General features: G+C 65.7%; 16 protein-coding genes and 1 riboswitch. Of the genes, 7 read left to right on the forward strand and 9 right to left on the reverse strand.

The genetic code is table 11. The features are described from left to right. Nucleotides 1-50 precede the first annotated feature (50 nt). Together miaB and U5A57_RS21615 are read right to left on the reverse strand one after the other, a co-directional pair. Entirely contained in the window at nt 51-1424 is a 1374-nt protein-coding gene (miaB, locus tag U5A57_RS21610; protein WP_321913708.1) for a tRNA (N6-isopentenyl adenosine(37)-C2)-methylthiotransferase MiaB, read from the reverse strand. A 280-nt stretch (nt 1425-1704) separates the two neighbouring features. Beyond that, nucleotides 1705-2676, reverse strand: coding sequence for a LysR family transcriptional regulator (locus U5A57_RS21615; RefSeq protein WP_321913826.1), 972 nt, complete (start codon nt 2674-2676; stop codon nt 1705-1707). A gap of 115 nt (nt 2677-2791) precedes the next feature. Between U5A57_RS21615 and U5A57_RS21620 the strand changes: the two genes are divergently transcribed. From U5A57_RS21620 to ribB, 4 genes are all read left to right on the forward strand, one after another. Continuing rightward, on the forward strand, nt 2792-3196 hold the full coding sequence (locus tag U5A57_RS21620; RefSeq protein WP_321913709.1) for a VOC family protein: 405 nt from the start codon (nt 2792-2794) through the stop codon (nt 3194-3196). 58 nt (nt 3197-3254) lie between these two features. Then, entirely contained in the window at nt 3255-4442 is a 1188-nt protein-coding gene (locus tag U5A57_RS21625) for an MFS transporter (RefSeq protein WP_321913710.1), read from the forward strand. Nucleotides 4443-4631: 189 nt separating this feature from the next. After that, nucleotides 4632-5333, forward strand: coding sequence for an XRE family transcriptional regulator (locus U5A57_RS21630; protein ID WP_321913711.1), 702 nt, complete (start codon nt 4632-4634; stop codon nt 5331-5333). Between the two features lie 70 nt (nt 5334-5403). After that, a riboswitch (FMN riboswitch) is annotated at nt 5404-5577 on the forward strand. 165 nt (nt 5578-5742) lie between these two features. After that, a complete protein-coding gene (gene ribB / locus U5A57_RS21635; protein ID WP_321913712.1) occupies nt 5743-6462 on the forward strand; it encodes a 3,4-dihydroxy-2-butanone-4-phosphate synthase in 720 nt (239 codons plus the stop codon). A 92-nt stretch (nt 6463-6554) separates the two neighbouring features. Here the strand turns inward: ribB and U5A57_RS21640 are convergent, their stop codons facing one another. Continuing rightward, complete coding sequence (locus U5A57_RS21640; RefSeq protein WP_321913713.1) at nt 6555-7241, reverse strand: HAD family hydrolase; 687 nt, start codon at nt 7239-7241, stop codon at nt 6555-6557. Between the two features lie 199 nt (nt 7242-7440). Between U5A57_RS21640 and U5A57_RS21645 the strand changes: the two genes are divergently transcribed. Then, nucleotides 7441-7818, forward strand: coding sequence for a hypothetical protein (locus U5A57_RS21645; RefSeq protein WP_321913714.1), 378 nt, complete (start codon nt 7441-7443; stop codon nt 7816-7818). Between the two features lie 293 nt (nt 7819-8111). Here U5A57_RS21645 and U5A57_RS21650 read toward each other — a convergent pair whose 3' ends face one another. Continuing rightward, nucleotides 8112-8309, reverse strand: coding sequence for a hypothetical protein (locus tag U5A57_RS21650; protein ID WP_028205977.1), 198 nt, complete (start codon nt 8307-8309; stop codon nt 8112-8114). A 651-nt stretch (nt 8310-8960) separates the two neighbouring features. Here U5A57_RS21650 and U5A57_RS21655 point away from each other — a divergent pair. Further along, entirely contained in the window at nt 8961-9794 is an 834-nt protein-coding gene (locus U5A57_RS21655) for a ferritin-like domain-containing protein (RefSeq protein ID WP_415765317.1), read from the forward strand. Nucleotides 9795-9860: 66 nt separating this feature from the next. On the opposite strand, the gene U5A57_RS21660 is transcribed toward U5A57_RS21655, so the two are convergent. From U5A57_RS21660 to U5A57_RS21675, 4 genes are all read right to left on the reverse strand, one after another. Next, nucleotides 9861-11510, reverse strand: a complete 1650-nt coding sequence (locus U5A57_RS21660; protein WP_321913715.1) for a DEAD/DEAH box helicase — start codon at nt 11508-11510, stop codon at nt 9861-9863. Nucleotides 11511-11767: 257 nt separating this feature from the next. Then, nucleotides 11768-12388, reverse strand: a complete 621-nt coding sequence (gene trhA, locus U5A57_RS21665) for a PAQR family membrane homeostasis protein TrhA (RefSeq protein WP_321913716.1) — start codon at nt 12386-12388, stop codon at nt 11768-11770. 316 nt (nt 12389-12704) lie between these two features. Further along, the gene (locus U5A57_RS21670; protein WP_321913717.1) at nt 12705-14000 is read right to left on the reverse strand and encodes a cytochrome c; all 1296 of its coding nucleotides are present in this window, start codon (nt 13998-14000) and stop codon (nt 12705-12707) included. A 22-nt stretch (nt 14001-14022) separates the two neighbouring features. Further along, the gene (locus U5A57_RS21675; RefSeq protein WP_321913718.1) at nt 14023-14790 is read right to left on the reverse strand and encodes a c-type cytochrome; all 768 of its coding nucleotides are present in this window, start codon (nt 14788-14790) and stop codon (nt 14023-14025) included. A 642-nt stretch (nt 14791-15432) separates the two neighbouring features. On the opposite strand from U5A57_RS21675, the gene U5A57_RS21680 reads away from it, so the two are divergent. Next, complete coding sequence (locus U5A57_RS21680; protein WP_321913719.1) at nt 15433-16359, forward strand: copper resistance D family protein; 927 nt, start codon at nt 15433-15435, stop codon at nt 16357-16359. A gap of 28 nt (nt 16360-16387) precedes the next feature. Here U5A57_RS21680 and U5A57_RS21685 read toward each other — a convergent pair whose 3' ends face one another. Continuing rightward, nucleotides 16388-16687 carry a hypothetical protein gene (locus U5A57_RS21685; RefSeq protein WP_321913720.1) on the reverse strand — a complete coding sequence of 100 codons (300 nt, stop codon included), beginning with the start codon at nt 16685-16687 and terminating at the stop codon, nt 16388-16390. Between the last annotated feature and the right edge of the window lie 223 nt (nt 16688-16910).

Here is a 16910-nt window from a genome sequence, read left to right on the forward strand (position 1 = left end):
TCTGAACTCCTGAATTCCTGGCTGGGTGCGTCGAGCCGATTAATGCACGATTAATGCGCGAGCGTCGAGGCTTCTTCGTGCGCGAGCACGAGTTCGCCGCGCAGCGAGTGCGGGTACGCGTGGTTGATCTTCACGTCGATCATCTGGCCGATCAGGCGCGCGTGCGAAGCGAGCGGCGCCGGGAAGTTCACCACGCGGTTGTTTTGCGTGCGGCCCGACAGTTCGCTCGGGTCCTTGCGCGAAGGGCCTTCCACGAGAATGCGCTCGACTCGGCCAACCATCGACTGGCTGATGCGCGCGACGTTCTCTTCGATCGTGGCCTGCAGGTGCTGCAGGCGCTTGAGCTTTACCTCGCGCGGCGTGTCGTCTTCGAGATTCGCGGCGGGCGTGCCCGGGCGCGGGCTGTAGATGAACGAGAAGCTCGTGTCGTAGCTCATCTCCTCGACGAGCGCCATCATCTTCTGGAAGTCCTCTTCGGTCTCGCCGGGGAAGCCGACGATAAAGTCCGTGGAGAGCGACAGGTCCGGGCGGATCGCGCGCAGCTTGCGGATGATCGACTTGTACTCGAGTACGGTGTAGCCGCGCTTCATCGCCATGAGCACGCGGTCCGAGCCGTGCTGCACCGGCAGATGCAGGTGGCTCACGAGCTTGGGCACCTTCGCGTAGGTGTCGATCAGGCGCTGCGTGAATTCCTTCGGGTGCGAAGTCGTGTAGCGGATGCGCTCGATGCCCGGGATGTCCGCGACGTATTCGATGAGCGTGGCGAAGTCGGCCACGTCTTGCGCGCCATTGGTCAGCGCACCTCGATACGCGTTCACGTTCTGGCCGAGCAGCGTGACTTCACGCACGCCCTGGTCGGCGAGACCGGCGATTTCAGTGAGCACGTCGTCGAGCGGTCGCGAGACTTCTTCACCGCGCGTGTACGGCACGACGCAGTAGCTGCAGTATTTCGAGCAGCCTTCCATGATCGAGACGAACGCGCTCGGGCCTTCCACACGTGCGGGCGGCAGATGGTCGAACTTCTCGATTTCGGGGAAGGAGATGTCCACCTGCGCGCGGCCCGAGGCGCGGCGCGCGTCGATCATCTGCGGCAGGCGGTGCAGCGTTTGCGGGCCGAACACGAGGTCCACATACGGGGCGCGCGCGACGATCGCCGCGCCTTCCTGGCTCGCCACGCAGCCGCCCACGCCGATCAGCAGGTTCGGGTTCGCTTCCTTCAGCTCGCGCACGCGGCCGAGGTCGGAAAACACCTTCTCCTGCGCCTTTTCGCGCACCGAGCAGGTGTTGAAGAGAATGACGTCCGCGTCTTCGGGGGTGTCGGTCTTCACGAGACCTTCGGCGGCGCCGAGTACGTCGACCATCTTGTCGGAGTCGTACTCGTTCATCTGGCAGCCAAAGGTCTTTACATAAACTTTCTTGGTCATCGGGTTTCGCCGTTCGCAGTGGTTGACCTGGGGGCGTCGTCCGCTTGATGCACGTGCGGGAGGCACGGTCTGCACGTCAGGACTACGGTGTTTTATGGGGCTGAATCGGGGTGCGGGAGACCGGCTACGAGACCGGCGTTGGCACCCTGTTTCTGGCAATGCGCGTTTTGCCATTCTTCGGACGTTCCGCTTTGCTTTTCACTTCATTTTGCCGACGCGCATTGGCCAACGATTGGCCCATGCGGTTGCGGCTGCGGATCGCTTTCTGCGCAATCCAACATTATATCCGTTTGCGCCTTCGGCTTTGCGTCGCAACGGCTGGATCGGTGCAGGGCACCAGCGCCTCCAGTTCGCCCGAAGTCTGCGCGAAACGCTCGGTGAGGAAGTCGAGCAACACCCGCACGCGCGGCGCGAGAAAACGGTTGCGGTGATAGAGCGCGTGCAGCGGCGCGTCGGGGTAGCGCCACTCGGGCATCACCGTCTTGAGCCGCCCGGCGCGCAGGTCGTCGGCGACATCCCAGATCGACTTTACCGCCAGTCCGTAGCCGCACAGCGCCCACTGGCGCGCCACTTCGCCATCGGTGGATTCGAGCGCGCCGTCGAGCGGCACCGTGTAGGTTTGCGTTTCGTCGCCGCGCGTGAAGCGCCATTCGTTCACCGGCCCCGCCGCCGAGCCGATCACGATGCAGTCGAAACGGGCCAGATCGTTCGGCTCACTCGGCTCGCCGCAGCGCGCGAGGTAGGCGGGCGAGGCGCACAGCACGCGGCGGTTCGGCGCGAGCCAGCGCGCGACGAGCGAGCTGTCCTGCGGCGTGCCGAAACGAATCGCGAGGTCGATGTCTTCGAGCACAAGGTTCGAGAGCGAGTCGGTCAGCATCAGCGCGAAACGCACGTCGGGGTACAGGGCGCGGAATTCGTCGAGCCAGGTCATCAGCAGGTTGCGGCCGAAATCCGAGGTCGCCGAAATGCGCACCTTGCCGCGCACCGCGTTCTGGCCCTCCTGCAAGGCCGCCTTGGCGTCGTCGAGCGAGCGCAGCGCGTGCTCGCTGCAGGTGAGGTAGATACGGCCTTCGTCGGTGAGGCGCAGCTGGCGGGTGGTGCGGTCGAACAGCCGCGCATGCAGCTCCGCTTCGAGCCGCGCGAGCCGGGCGCTGGCCGCTGCGGGCGTGAGGCCGAGCTTGCGCCCGGCCGCGGAAAGGCTGCCGAGGCGGGCGGCTTCCACGAAAAGGCGCACGTCACCGAGATTGTCCATCGCGCGATTATTAGAAAGCGATTGAAAATGATTCAAATGCTACGCCAATTATCAAATTTGAGCGTAGCCGCGACAATGCGCGTGTTTTCAGGACAACCGCCCCGGCCCGCACGCCATGCAACTCGATCACGTCACCCTCGTCACGCCCGACCTCGAAGGCACATGCCGCTTCTTTCGCGACATCGTCGGCCTCGACGACGGCCCGCGTCCGCCGTTTCGCGTGAACGGTCACTGGCTCTACGCGAACGGCCGCGCGGTCATCCATCTGGTCGATGCGACCGTGCCCGCGAGCTTGGCCGGCGAGTCGTCTGCGCTCGTGGCGCCGCGCATCGATCACGTGGCGTTTCGTTTGGCGTCCGCTGCTGAGTGGCGCGCGCTCGTCGAGCGGCTTGCCGCGCACCGCGTGCCTTACCAGGTGGCCGAGGTGCCCGCGAGCGCGGAAGTGCAGCTTTTCGTGGCGCTCGCGCCGGGCGTGGTCGTCGAGTTCGTGACGTCGATGCCCGCTGACGCGGCGGTCTAGCCGTTGCCTGATTTGCCCTGAAGCCAATTTGAATTCCGGCTGATTTTTGGAGATTTCGATGCCTATCCCCTTGCTCGCGCTGGCCATCAGCGCCTTTGCCATCGGCACCACCGAGTTCCTCATCATGGGCCTGTTGCCCGACGTCGCGCGCGATCTGCACGTGACGATTCCCGCCGCGGGCCTGCTCGTGACCGGCTATGCACTCGGCGTGGCCGCCGGTGCGCCGCTGCTCGCCGCGCTCACGAGCCGCATGCCTCGCAAGCTCGCGCTGCAACTGCTGATGGGCGTGTTCATCGTCGGCAACGTGATGTGCGCCGTCGCGTCGAACTACTCGCTGCTGATGGTCGCGCGCGTGGTCGCTTCGTTTGCGCACGGCTCGTTCTTCGGCATCGGCGCCGTGGTGGCGGCTTCGCTCGTGCCGCAGGAAAAGCGGGCGAGCGCCATCGCGCTGATGTTCACCGGGCTCACGCTTGCCACCGTGCTGGGCGTGCCGTTCGGCACGGCCATTGGACAGCAGTTCGGCTGGCGCGTGGCGTTCTGGATCGTGAGCGGCTTTGGCGTGATTTCGCTGATCGGCGTGACCGCCCTGGTTCCCAACCATCACGACAGCGGCCCCGCGGGTCTCGGCCACGAAGTGCGCGTGCTGCGCGACCCGCAGGTGTGGCTCGCGCTCGGCATGACGGTGCTGGGCTTTGGCGGCGTGTTCGTCGTGTTCACCTACATCGCGCCGATTCTCGAACAGGTCGGCGGCTTCTCGCCGCGCGGCGTGACGCTGATGCTCGTGCTGTTCGGCGTGGGGCTCACGCTGGGCAACACGCTCGGCGGCAAGCTCGCTGACCGCGCGCTGATGCCTTCGCTCATGGGCATTCTCGTGATGCTCGCCGTGGTCATGGCCGTCTTCACGAAGACGAGCCACGCCATGTGGCCTGCCGCGATCACGGTGTTCGTGTGGGGCATCGCTGCGTTCGCGACCGTGCCGCCCTTGCAGATGCGCGTGGTCGCGAAGGCTGCGGCGGCGCCGAATCTCGCTTCTACGCTGAACATCGGCGCATTCAACGTCGGTAACGCAATGGGCGCATGGATGGGCGGTCTCGCCATCGCGCACGGCGTGGCGCTCGACTCGCTGCCGTGGGTGGCCGCGGCCGTTTCGGTGGCGGCGCTCGTGCTGACATGGGCGGCGGCGCGGCTCGATACGCGCAACGCGCCGGTGCGCCATGCGAGTGTGCCTCAGCAGCAAAATACGTGAGCGCTCGCGAGGGCAATGCGCAAAGGTAATGCGCCTTATGCGCAGGGCGCGAAAGCAATCCCGGATTGGCGCTCTGCAATGCTGATAACAGTGTGAAGATAACTTCGTTGGGCGCGGCAAATCGTGATGCTAGTCTTGCCTCCATTCATGCTCTTGCGCCGCAATGACGCGGCGCGCCTGGAGGCAGCCATGCATTCACCCCTCGCGCTCGTGCGCGAAGCACAGCCCAATATTGCGCACACCGAAGGATCTTACGAGGCGCTCGAGCATCTCGTCGGCGTGAACCTCGCCCGCCTGCGTGCCGAACGCCAGCTATCGCTCGATGCGCTCGCCCGCGCCTCGGGTGTCTCGCGGGCGATGCTCGCGCAGGTCGAGTCGGCGCGCAGCGTGCCGTCGATCAAGGTGCTCTGCAAGGTGGCGGCGGCGCTCAAGGTTTCGGTCTCGGCGTTCCTGCGGCGGCATGCGGTGAACGGCTTCGAGCATTTGCCTGCCGAGCGCGCGTCGCGCGTCGTGTCCGCCGACGGCCGCTATTCGGCGCGCGCGCTCTATCCGGAAGGGGAGCCCGCCGCAGCCGAGTTTCACGAGTTGCGCATTGCGCCGCTGCACACCGAGCCCGGCGTGCGCCGCCCGCCCGGCACGACGGTGAACCTCGTGGTGAGCGAGGGCACGCTCGAAGTGAGCGTGCACGATCGGCGCCAGCTGCTCGCCACCGGCGACGCGATTCTTTTCGACGCCGACCAGCCGCACAGCCTGCGCAACCCGGGCGACACCGAGGCGCGCGTGTTTCGCGTGACGCTCAACGCCGAGACGCCGCCGCGCTGGGACGTGCCCGCCGCGCCGGCTGGCGGCGATGCGGCGTCGCACAAAACGCGTTTCGAGCACATTGTCTAGTCGTGCTTTTTCGCGCTGCACGGTTTTGCAGCTTGTTGTATCCTTTGCCCGCCGGTTAATCCGGTAATCAGTGCGTCTTCAGGGCGGGGCGAAATTCCCCACCGGCGGTATGCCGGCCGCGCCGAAAGGCAACGCCGACGAGCCCGCGAGCGCCTGCGCGAGCTTCATGATGTGATGCGCAGGGTCAGCAGATCTGGTGTGAAGCCAGAGCCGACGGTCATAGTCCGGATGGAAGAAGATGTGCAGATGGTCATGTTTGCCCATCCGCCGCGGTGTTTCGGCCGATGCGCGTGCGTCCCCATTTTTTGGGGCGTGGCGCGTGCCTGCCGAATGACGCGTGCCGGGGATTCCTGTCTGTTTGCAATGCCCTGAAACGTTTTTCGCCTAACTCTCGCGAGGAGCGTTTCACATGTCCAGTACTACTCTCGCTGCATCCCAAGGCGCGCCGCTCGACGCCGCCGCCGATCTCCCGTTCATCGATTCCGAGCCGGTGCCGCCGCGCATTGCCGCCGCGTTGCAAGCCATGCGCGAAGGCCGCCCGGTCGTGCTGCAAGACGACCACGACCGCGAGGACGAAGCCGACCTGATCGTCGCCGCCGAACGCCTGACGCCCGAAACGATGGCGCTTTTCATCCGCGAATGCAGCGGCATTGTCTGCCTGTGCCTCTCCGACGAGAAAGTGCGCGCGCTCGAACTGCCGCCGATGGTGGCCCACAACGAAAGCCGCAACCGCACCGCATTCACGGTCTCGATCGAAGCGCGCGACGGCGTCAGCACGGGCGTTTCGGCCGCCGACCGCGTGACGACGATCCGCGCTGCGATCGCTCCAAACGCGAAGCCTGACGATATCGTGCGTCCCGGCCACGTCTTCCCGCTGCGCGCGCAGCGCGGCGGCGTGCTGGCGCGTCGCGGCCATACCGAAGGCACCGTCGATCTGGCGGTGCTCGCGGGCCTCGCGCCAGCCGGCGTGCTGTGTGAGCTGATGAACCCCGACGGCACGATGGCGCGCGGCAAGCAGGTCGACGACTTCGCGAAGCTGCACAACCTGCCGATGCTCACGATTGCCGAGCTGGTGGCGTTCCGTGAATCGATCGCTGTGGCGCGCGAGCGCTGCGCCGAACCGGCCTAAGGGTCGCTGAAGTAGCGAGATGAGAAACGCGGCGCCGACAGGCGCCGAGTCTCGCTTTCTTTAAGGCTCGTGCGGTCTGCGCACGCGCCGCCTCAAGACTGCACGTCGCCGAATTCGCCGCGCACGCCCGCCTCGACGAGCGCCGGCAATTCTTCCATGTGCGCCATGATGCGCGTGATGCCCATCTCGCGCAGCACGTCGGTGTAGCCCGAAGGAATGTGGCTCGCGCCGACGAACGCGATCGTCTTCATGCCCGCCGCGCGCGCGGCGTTCAAACCCGAAATGCTGTCCTCGACGACGACGCAGCGCGCCGGCTCCACGCCGAGCTGCTTCGCCGCGTGCAGGTACACATCCGGATAAGGCTTGGGCCGCGCGACCTGCTCGGCGCTGAAGATGCGCTCGCCGAAGATCGTGTCGAGCCCGGCGCGCCGCACCGAAGCGTGCACGCGCGTGAGCCGGCTGTTCGACACGACGGCGGCGGGTAGCGTCACCTGGCGCAAGGCGTCGCGCACGCCGTTGATCGGGCACACCGACTCGGCAATGGCCGCTTCGCAGCGATGTTCGATCGTCTCGAGAAAGTCCTCGGGCATCGTGAGGTCGAAGCGGGCGGCCACATCGGCGAGAAAGCGCGAGGTCTGCTGGCCGAAAGCCGCGTTCACGGCGGCGTGAAAATCGATGCCGGGAAAGGTGCTGCTGAGCGTGTCGAAGAGAACGCGGTCGGCAATGACTTCGCTGTCGACGAGCACGCCGTCACAGTCGCAGATGAGATGGTCGATCATGCGTGAAACGAGAGGCCGGGTAACGCGCGGCCAGGGCCGATGCGCGCGCCCGAGCCAGGCAGGCGGGAAGGTGGAAACCCCCAATCATACGTGCTTTTGCTTTTTGGACGCAGCGCACTCGCGGTGCACGGCGCGGTGCGAGAATAGCCGAGTCGGAATGCAGTCGTTCCAACCCGTCGAAAACGATAACGAGGCAATCATGCGTGCAATTGCAATGATCGGTGCGGCCGTGCTGCTCGCGGGGTGCGTGGGCGCGCCGCCGGGCCCGGAAGGCGGCGGGCGCGCGCCGTCGCTGGCCGCCTTGCAGCAGATGTGCGGCGGCCAGGCGGTCGATTTCGGCGCGTATGCGCCGGGCGTCTACGCGGCCATGTTCGACGCCTGGGTCGCCAATCGGCGCGGCAGGCTGCCCCAAGAGCAGTTTTGCGGCTTCCAGGCTCAACTCGCGCAGCAATACACCACGCTCGGCAAGAGCGGCGACGCTCAGGCGCGGGGCGAGTGGGTGAACTTCCTCAATACGCAGCGCGCGCAGGCGCTGAGCTGGCGCTCGGCGGTAGACCCCACGCTGCGAGCGGGGTAGGCGGATAGAGGCGTGGCAGGGCGTGTGCGTTCGCGCGTGCATGGAAGCACGCGTCGCGCGAAACAACGCGCGCCGTGCGGGAGGGCGTGCCAAGGCGCAAAAAAATGGTCACGCGGGCATGAAGCGCGCGGGTCCGCGTGACCATGCACTGCAGGCGCGTACGTCTACTGCCGTGCGCCTGCATCGGGGACGTGCCCGACAAGCCGGGCTGGCGGACGATCCATACGTCCGCGCAAATCGATAGAGGGCAATGGAGCCTGTGGCTGGGCGGGCACCGGGCCCGCCGGATCAGGCTACGAACACCGTTTGATGGCGCGCAACGCAGAGTCGCCGATTTCGGTTAGTCGCCATTGCTGAAGGCCGGATGCAAGGCGCTCCAGTTGGACGAGCTGTCGTTCGAGCAAGGCGTCCAGTTCTTCTCGTTCCATGTCGAGCTGGTTGGGGGCGTCCTGTACTAGCAGCAGGGTGGCGAATTCATGCGGACTCAGCATCGTTCTCTCCGTGTTGCCGCATCAGAGGTCGCCGGTTGCAGCCCGCAGGGCGGCGCAGCGACAGGAATGCGGTGGTGTGAGCGAAAGCCTGCGACCGGGGAGAATCGTCTGGCCGGAGGGACCGGCCGCCCGGGCAGCCTGTGCGCGGCCCAAACGGCATCCAGCCCGGGATCTACCTCGGGGAACTGGAGTGTAGTCAACGCCGCTGCGTTGTACAAACCACGCCCCAAAAATATTCCCTTTGACATTCGAACCCGCTTGCAGCGGTGGCACGAGCCGTCCTGATTCGCGAAATCACTTGAAGTTCGTACTGCACCGCGGCACGCCGCGGGCGAATCCGCCTCGATCCGCCATGCATCGCGGGCCGGTATTTCCAGTGGGTATTCCGTTTGCGCCGCGGCCAGTCCCGGTCAGTCGCGGCCAATGCGCGTCACATGACGTAATGAGGAGAAGTCGTCCATTCCCGGAACTGTGAGGGTCGGGCCCGGTCTGTGCTGTGTGACTGCAGCTACGCGAAACTACGGCTAAGATTGAATTAGGGATGGCCGGTAATGTTCGCCGCGCGTGACTGGCGCCGCCCGCCGGGCCTCGGGGCTTCCGGCTTCGCGCTGCGCGTCGTGAGCGAAGATACCGCTTCGGGAGTAGGACACAATGCGTAACGAAAACGAGCCTCGCCATGAGATGCCCTGGCGCATCGAAGACATCGATCTCACACGTATCGACCGTCAACGTGCCGCCGCCAACGAAGACCTGATGCTGCTCCTCGCCGCCTCGTCTTTCATCGAAAGCGGTTCCGACCTTTACACCAGTAACCTGAACGTGTTCTTCAAAGGCGACCCGGAAGTCTCCGAGTGGCTCAACCGCGAATGGGAGCCCGAGGAGCTTCAACATGGGCGTGCGCTCAAGACGTACATCCAGTACGTGTGGCCCGAGTTCGATTGGGACGCGGCGTATGCAACCTTCATCGAAGAGTATTCGAAGACCTGTTCGTTCGAGGAGTTCGAGAAAACGCGCGCGCTCGAAATGGTCGCGCGCTGCGTGGTCGAAACCGGCACCGCCACGCTCTACCGTGCGATTGGCGAGTATTCGGACGAGCCCGTGCTCAAGGAAATCACCGACAACATTCGCAGCGACGAAGTGCGCCACTACAAGCACTTTTTCAGGTATTTCAAGAAGTACAACCAGATAGACGGGCACGGGCGTCTCGCCGTGCTCGGCGCGCTCATGCGCCGCGTGATGGAAATCAGGAACGAGGATTCCGCGATCGCGCTGCGCCACGTGTACGCGGGCCGCTACCCCGACCGCGTGCGCGACGAAGCCTATAGCCGCGAACTCACCGCGCGCGTGAACAAGCTGGTGCGCCACAATCTTTCCGCCGACATGTGCGTGAAGATGCTGCTCAAGCCGCTCAATCTGCCCGCGAAGATCCGGCCGGGCGTGCACTATCCGCTCGCGAAGATCACGGAACACGTCTTCTTCCGCTAAGACGTTCGCGCGTGAAAGCAAAAAGCCCGCTGCTAGAGCGGGCTTTTTCGTTGCTGGACGCGAAGATCAGCGATCGCGCTGGCCGTTGCCGTCGCGGCGCGAATTGCCGCCGGGGCGGCCACCGAGCAGCGCGCCCGGGTTGCCCTGCGGCTTGCGTTGTTGCGGGCGGCCCAGCGCGCTTTCGTGCGAAACGCCGCGCTGGCTTTCGCGACGCGTATGCTCGCCGCGCGCGCCTTGTGCGCCGTGATTCGCGCCTTGCTGTTTCACGGGCTTGGCGGTGCGCACGCCGCCGCCATTCGATGCCGGCTTGGCTGGGCGCTGGCCGTTGTTGCCGCCGCCGTTGGCTGCATGCGCGCGGTTGTTTTCACGGCCACCGTCACGGTTGCCTTCACGGTTGCCTTCGCGGCCGCCTTCGCGATTACCACCGCGCGGCTCACGCGATTCGCGCGCCTGCGCGGGCCGTCCGCCGTTCGCGGCATTTGCGCCATTCGACGCACCGCGGCCCTGGCCTTGCCCCTGGCGCGGCGAGCGGCCTTGCGGCTGGCTGCGGCGCTGGATCGGCTCAGGCTTTGCGTTCGGGTCCGGCTCGAAGCCCGGAATGACCTCTTGGGGCACTGCACGCTTGATCAGCTTTTCGATGTCCTTGAGCAACTGATGCTCGTCCACGCACACGAGCGACACGGCTTCGCCCGTCGCGCCCGCGCGGCCCGTGCGGCCGATGCGGTGCACGTAGTCCTCGGGCACGTTCGGCAGATCGTAGTTGACGACGTGCGGAAGCTGGTCGATATCGATGCCGCGCGCGGCGATGTCCGTGGCGACGAGCACCTGGAGCGTGCCGTCCTTGAACTCGCTCAAAGCGCGCGTGCGTGCCGACTGGCTCTTGTTGCCGTGAATCGCGAGCGCGCTGATGCCGTCCTTCGTGAGCTGCTCGGCGAGGCGGTTCGCGCCGTGCTTGGTGCGCGTGAACACGAGCACCTGAAACCAGTTGTGCTGGCGGATCAGGTGGGTGAGCAGGTCGCGCTTGCGGTCGCGGTCGACGGGATAGATCTTCTGCGCCACGGTTTCGGCCGTGGTGTTGCGGCGCGCGACTTCGATGAGCGCGGGCGAGTCGAGCAGGCTGTCGGCGAGCGCCTTGATCTCGTCGGCGAAGGTGGCCGAGAAGAGCAGGTTCTGGCGCTTGGGCGGGAGCTTCGCGAGCACGCGCTTGATGTCGTGGATGAAGCCCATGTCGAGCATGCGGTCGGCTTCGTCGAGCACAAGAATCTCGAGCTGCGAAAGGTCGATCGTCTTTTGCTGCATGTGATCGAGCAGACGCCCCGGCGTCGCGACCACGATATCCACGCCGCGCTTCAGGGCGTCGATTTGCGGATTGATGCCCACGCCGCCGAACATCACCGTGGACTTGAGCTTCAGATACTTGCCGTAGGCGCGCACGCTCTCTTCGACCTGCGCAGCCAGCTCACGCGTGGGCGTAAGGATCAGCGCGCGCACCACGCGCTTTCCGTTCGCAGCCGGCGGCATGTCCGTCAAGCGTTGCAGGATCGGCAGCGTGAAGCCGGCGGTCTTGCCGGTGCCGGTTTGCGCGCCGGCGAGCAGATCGCCGCCGCCGAGCACGGCGGGAATCGCTTGCGCCTGGATCGGCGTGGGCGTGCTGTACCCAAGTTCGTTGACTGCGCGGACCAGCGGTTCGGACAAGCCGAGAGAATCGAAAGACATAAACACCTGTTGTATTGCAGTAGCGCGGGCGTCGCTTCGCGGCCCGAGGGCGCGCTGCGCAGCCAAAGCGGTGTTGCCGGGTTCACATGCGCCAGGCGTTGCCGCTTCTTCGCGTTGTTCGGACGGCGCGCCAGTGCGCGCGCCGCGTTTTTTCTTCATGGAACGGACGGGTCTAAGAAGACACGTCGTCTGGCGTTAAGTTGCATCGTGCGGCCGCGGACACTGCGGCGGCCGTGCGATGCCTTCGCATTGACGCGTCACGCGACGTAGCGCGCGACGCTCACGAATTGACAGACGCTCCCGGCGAGCACGAACAGATGCCAGATTCCATGTCCGTGCCGGATGCGCTCGTCATTGACGAAAAAATAAATGCCGACGCTGTATATGACGCCGCCGGCCAGCAACCACGCCGTGCCCGCGGCCGGCAAAGCCTCGACGAGCGGCCGAACCGCCACCACCGCGAGCCAGCCCATCACCACGTAGAGCACCATCGAAAGCACTCTCGTGCGCCGCCCGAGCGTGAGTTCCTGCACGATGCCAAGCGCCGCGAGCCCCCAGCTCACGCCGAAGAGCGACCAGCCCCAAGGCCCGCGCAGCGTCACAAGCGTGAACGGAGTATAGCTTCCCGCGATGAGCAGATAGATCGCCGCGTGGTCGCACTTTTGCAGCACCGCCTTCAGACGAATGCCGCGCACGCCGTGATACAGCGTCGAGATCGTGTACAGCGCGCACAACATCGCCCCGTATACCGCAAAGCTCACGACCTTATACGCGTCGTGATCCAGCGCCGCGAGCGTCACGAGCGAGACGAGCCCCGCTACCGACAACATCGCGCCCACGAGGTGAGTAATGCTGTTCAGGCGCTCACCGGCGTGCATGACGACCACTCCTTGTTCTTCTTGAGCGCAACGCGCACCGTTGGAACAGGGTTCCACCCCGTACGGCGCCGTGCTCGAGCGCAGCGTTCAAAACCCGGCCTGACGGGCCACGGAACCGTTTTCACCACACGGCCCGGCGCCAAATAGCGAAGGGCGCAGCCCGCGCTTTCGCGGACTGCGCCCTTATCAGGCAACCGCCACTATAACAGTAACCACTTGCGTGGGACCGCCGTAAGGGCTGAAGCCCTTACGGCGGTGGGCTGCTCTGCATGGGACCAGAGTAAGCGCTGAAGCGCTAACTCTGATCGACAGTGCGTCAGTCGAGCGGAGACGACCGCAGGTCGGCAACCTGCTGCGGGGAGACCGGCGTGCCCTTGTTGCCCCAGGACATGCGGATGAAGGTCACCACGGCCGCCACCTCCTGGTTCGAGAGCGACTGCGCGAACGGCGGCATGCCGTACGGGCGCGGGTTGCCCCCCGTGCTCGGCGGATAGCCGCCGTTGAGCACCATGCGGATCGGATTCACGGCCGAATGCATCTGGATCGACTGATTGTTCGCCAGCGGCGGGAAGTTCGGCGGCATGCCGAGACCATTCTCCGCGTGGCACTTTGCACACTGGTCATGGTAGATCTTCTGACCTTGCTGCAAGAGTTCGCCACCGAACGCTTCCGAAGTCTCCATCTGCATCGTTTCGGGCGCTTCCTTCTTCTGCGGGATGGTCTTCAGATACGAGGCCATCGCATGGATATCGTCGTCCGAGAGGTATTGCAGGCTGTTGTGGATCACGTCCGCCATCGGGCCGAACACGGCGCCGCGCTGGGAAACGCCGGTCTTCAGCAGGCTCGCGATGTCCTTGATGTCCCAGTCGCCGAGGCCGCCTTCACTGCCCGTGAGCGACGGCGCGTACCAGTTCTGCAGCGGGATCAGGCCGCCCGCGAAGGCCGCCGAATTGACCGGGCCGCCCACCGCGTTGATGGACGTGTGGCACATGCCGCAGTGGCCGAGGCCTTCGACGAGATACGCGCCACGGTTCCATTCGACCGACTTGGTCGGGTCGGGCTTGTATTCGCCTTCGCGGAAGAACAGCGTGCGCCAGCCGATCAGCAGGTTGCGGTTGTTGAACGGGAACTTGAGCTCGTGCGGACGGCTAGGCACGTTGACCGGCGGGACCGAGCGCAGATACGCGAAGATCGCGTCGGCGTCGGCGCGCGTGACTTTGGTGTAGCTCGCGAACGGGAACGCCGGGTAGAGCAGGCTGCCGTCTTTCGAGCGGCCCGTGTGCATGGCGCGATAGAAGTCGTCGGCGCTCCACTTGCCGATGCCGTACTGGTCGTCGGGCGTGATGTTGGGCGTGTAGAGCGTGCCGAAGGGCGTAGCCATCGGCAGGCCGCCCGCGAACATCTGGCCGCCGCGCACGGTGTGGCAGGCGATACAGTCGCCGGCGCGCGCGAGATACTCGCCCTTCTTGATGAGATCGGCCTGATCGACGGGCGTCGCGGCAAGCGCTGCGCCATTTTGCAGATAGTGGGTGCCCGACCAGAGCACGGGCACGAGGGCCGCCGCAGCGGCCACGACGACGGCGGAAAGTGCGAACAGGGACTTGCGGTTCATATTGGCTGTCTCCCCCGGCGCCTTATTGCGGTTCGCTGCCGCAGGCAAGCGGCGTCTTGAGTGAGCCAGCCGGCGCCGGCACGGGGTTCTGCGGCGCGCTCTGCGTCGAGAGCCAGGCCGCGACCGCGTTCACGTCCTCGTCGGTGAGGCGTGTGGCGATCGTATGCATGCAGTCGGGCGCCTTCGCATGCCGCGAGCCCGAGCGCCAGGCGCCGATCTGCGCGCTGATGTAGTCCATATGCAGACCGACCAGACCCGGAATGGCCGGCTCCATGCCGGTGAGCTTTGCGCCGTGGCAGGCCGCGCAGGCGGGCACCTGCTTGGCCGGGTCGCCGTGCAGCACGATCTGCTGGCCGCGCGCGAGCGTGTCGCTGCCGACCGAAGGCTTCGCGGGCGCCGGGTAGGGCGGCCGCTGCTGCGAGAAGAACGTCGCGATCTCGTGCAGGTAGTCGTCGGAGAGATAGGTGACCAGATAATTCATCGGAGGGTACTTGCGGCGACCCTCGCGAAAGTTCATTAGCTGGTTGAACAGGTACTCGGCCGGTTTGCCCGCGAGACGCGGGAAGTAGTCGTTGTCGGTACCCTGCCCGTGCGAGCCGTGGCACGCGGTGCAGCCTTGCACGCGCGAGGCAATCGTGTCGGGGGCGCTGGGCTGCGGGGCCGAGGCCGCCGTCTGGGCATAGGCAGCGCTGAGAACGCTGGTCGACCCGAGCAAAAGTGCTGCTGCCAGAGGCGCGACGAGCGGAATGAGCGGTCGGAAGATACGTCTTGGGGACACGCGTAACTCCATCTTTATCGTGGACCTGACCAGGCTTCGAACGGCCCGGCTTCCAGGCTGCGCGCGATGAAAGCAGAAGACCGGGCGCGCTGCGGCGACGCAGCAGATTCTAGCATCGGGAACTTATAGTGACCATTTGCCGCATGCGCCACAAGAGCCCTCCGACACCTTCGTGGCGACATCGCGACCTGCTTGCGGCCGATCGTCGCGGCGGCGCCGGTTATGATTCTGCACCTGTTCGCCGATCGGTGACACGGGGTTGTCCCGCACCCGCGCCACACTCGCCGAGCCGCTCGCTGCTGGGTTCGTGTACGAGTTCATGCCGGGCGCATGCGGCAGCCGCATTCCGTCGCGAGCGCGGACTCGATGCTCGCGCATGGAATCCGCGTTGAACCGGCTTCGAACCGGTGCTAAAGCCGCATTGAACGGATTGGTGCGGCGGCTATCGAACGAGGCACGCTTGCGGGCGTGCGTAGCGTTGCGATGTGCTGCGTCGGTGTCCTGCCGTTGCTGTTTTCATGTTGTTTCCTTGCCACTTGTCTCGATGACTCCAATTGCACTTTCCCTATCGTTGCATCAAGCGTTGCATCAAGCCGACCGATCCACTTCGCGCGAAGTCCGCGCGACCCGCAACACGCGGGAGGGCGAGGTCCGATGAAAGCTGACTGGCTCTGGATCGGGCAGGTCGCTATGGCGGCCATTGTCAACATTGCTTACGCCTTCGCGCTCGGCTCGGCGTTCTATGGCGCGTGGCTCGACAAGGACGGCCGCACGGCCGTCGCGCCCGCGCGCCTTGCATGGCTGCGTGCGCAACGCTCGCTGCGCGCATCGGCGGTCGTGCTCGTCGCGGCGCTCATCATGTGGATGCTTTACGAAAGCGCGTCGGTCAGCGGCGAGCCGTTGCCGAGCGCGTTCGGCGTGGTCGGCACGGTGCTTTCGCAAACGCATGTCGGCCACGCGTGGTCCGTGGCTTTCGCGGGCGCGCTCGTGCTGCTCGGCTGCGCGTTCGCGGCCTCGAGCGTGGCGCGTGACGGCGTGCTGTGGCTCGCGCTCGTCGCCATCGCCGCGGGGCGCGCGGGGCTTGGGCATGCCGCCGATGCGGGCTTCGCCTCCGCGGCGCTCGGCCTTCATACGTTGCATGTGCTGAGCGCCAGCGCGTGGAGCGGCATTGTCATGGCGGGCGGCCTGGCTGTCCTGCCGGCACTCGGCGCGTCGACGGCGCGCGGCGTGTTGATCCGCACGGCGGGCCAGGTCTCGAACGTGGCGTTCTTCGCGGTGGGCTTCGTGATCGCGACTGGCGTATTCAACACCCTGCGCGGCAGCGGCGGCTCGCTCGACGCCATCATGAACAGCGAGTGGGGCCGAGTGCTGCTGCTCAAGACTGCGCTCGTCGTGCTCGCGCTCGCGATGGGCGGCTTCAACCGGCTCGTCGCGATGCCGGAGCTGCGGCGCGCAGCGTCGACAGCGGCGGCGCGACGCTTCGTCAACGTGATCCATCTCGAAGCGATCGTGATGATCGGCGTACTGGTGACTGCCGCCGCACTTGCGCACACCGTGCCGGGCTACGTGTTGCAGGGCTGAAACGTCGCGCATTGGGCTGCGCTGGAACTTACTCGTAGCCGAGCCGGTGACTGAGGATCGGTGCGAAGAAGAGGGCGATGGCGCAGCCTATGGCGTTGCCTTCGAGGTCCGCGAGCGCGGCCGCAGACGTTGGGTTCGCGATCAGCGCGAACAGTTGCGGCGCGCACCACAGCGCTGCTGCGCCGATCGCGGCGTACTCCACCCAGCCTATGCGCCAGCCGCGCATGAAGGCAATGGCGCCAGCGAGCACGCGCATGAAGCCGAAGGCGACGAGTGCGCCGACGGCGGCCTGTTCGCGAATGAGATAGTCGGGTAGTGACGCGTCCATGGAAACCTTTGCAATACCAAGTTTGGGTTGCAAAGGAATCTGCAAGGAGCAGGCCAGCGAGTGGCGTTCGCTGGCGGCGTAAGCACGCGATGATGGCCGCGCCTTGAGCGGCGCGGCTTTCCATGAACTGGCTGTGTGCGCAAACGACATAAGCCGCTCGCGCGATTCACTAGCCTGCGCGCCCAAGCGCGCAAAGCCGCGCGAAATGTTACGCCGCCGAAAC

Source organism: Paraburkholderia sp. J11-2 (assembly GCF_905220185.1).
Taxonomy (GTDB): domain Bacteria; phylum Pseudomonadota; class Gammaproteobacteria; order Burkholderiales; family Burkholderiaceae; genus Paraburkholderia.

Excerpts from the sequence above, each read along its gene's own strand:
- miaB (WP_321913708.1), bottom strand. The coding sequence starts at position 1,424 with ATGACCAAGAAAGTTTATGTAAAGACCTTTGGCTGCCAGATGAACGAG.
- U5A57_RS21615 (WP_321913826.1), bottom strand. The coding sequence starts at position 2,676 with ATGGACAATCTCGGTGACGTGCGCCTTTTCGTGGAAGCCGCCCGCCTC.
- U5A57_RS21620 (WP_321913709.1), top strand. The coding sequence starts at position 2,792 with ATGCAACTCGATCACGTCACCCTCGTCACGCCCGACCTCGAAGGCACA.
- U5A57_RS21625 (WP_321913710.1), top strand. The coding sequence starts at position 3,255 with ATGCCTATCCCCTTGCTCGCGCTGGCCATCAGCGCCTTTGCCATCGGC.
- U5A57_RS21630 (WP_321913711.1), top strand. The coding sequence starts at position 4,632 with ATGCATTCACCCCTCGCGCTCGTGCGCGAAGCACAGCCCAATATTGCG.
- ribB (WP_321913712.1), top strand. The coding sequence starts at position 5,743 with ATGTCCAGTACTACTCTCGCTGCATCCCAAGGCGCGCCGCTCGACGCC.
- U5A57_RS21640 (WP_321913713.1), bottom strand. The coding sequence starts at position 7,241 with ATGATCGACCATCTCATCTGCGACTGTGACGGCGTGCTCGTCGACAGC.
- U5A57_RS21645 (WP_321913714.1), top strand. The coding sequence starts at position 7,441 with ATGCGTGCAATTGCAATGATCGGTGCGGCCGTGCTGCTCGCGGGGTGC.
- U5A57_RS21650 (WP_028205977.1), bottom strand. The coding sequence starts at position 8,309 with ATGCTGAGTCCGCATGAATTCGCCACCCTGCTGCTAGTACAGGACGCC.
- U5A57_RS21655 (WP_415765317.1), top strand. The coding sequence starts at position 8,961 with ATGCGTAACGAAAACGAGCCTCGCCATGAGATGCCCTGGCGCATCGAA.
- U5A57_RS21660 (WP_321913715.1), bottom strand. The coding sequence starts at position 11,510 with ATGTCTTTCGATTCTCTCGGCTTGTCCGAACCGCTGGTCCGCGCAGTC.
- trhA (WP_321913716.1), bottom strand. The coding sequence starts at position 12,388 with ATGCACGCCGGTGAGCGCCTGAACAGCATTACTCACCTCGTGGGCGCG.
- U5A57_RS21670 (WP_321913717.1), bottom strand. The coding sequence starts at position 14,000 with ATGAACCGCAAGTCCCTGTTCGCACTTTCCGCCGTCGTCGTGGCCGCT.
- U5A57_RS21675 (WP_321913718.1), bottom strand. The coding sequence starts at position 14,790 with ATGGAGTTACGCGTGTCCCCAAGACGTATCTTCCGACCGCTCATTCCG.
- U5A57_RS21680 (WP_321913719.1), top strand. The coding sequence starts at position 15,433 with ATGAAAGCTGACTGGCTCTGGATCGGGCAGGTCGCTATGGCGGCCATT.
- U5A57_RS21685 (WP_321913720.1), bottom strand. The coding sequence starts at position 16,687 with ATGGACGCGTCACTACCCGACTATCTCATTCGCGAACAGGCCGCCGTC.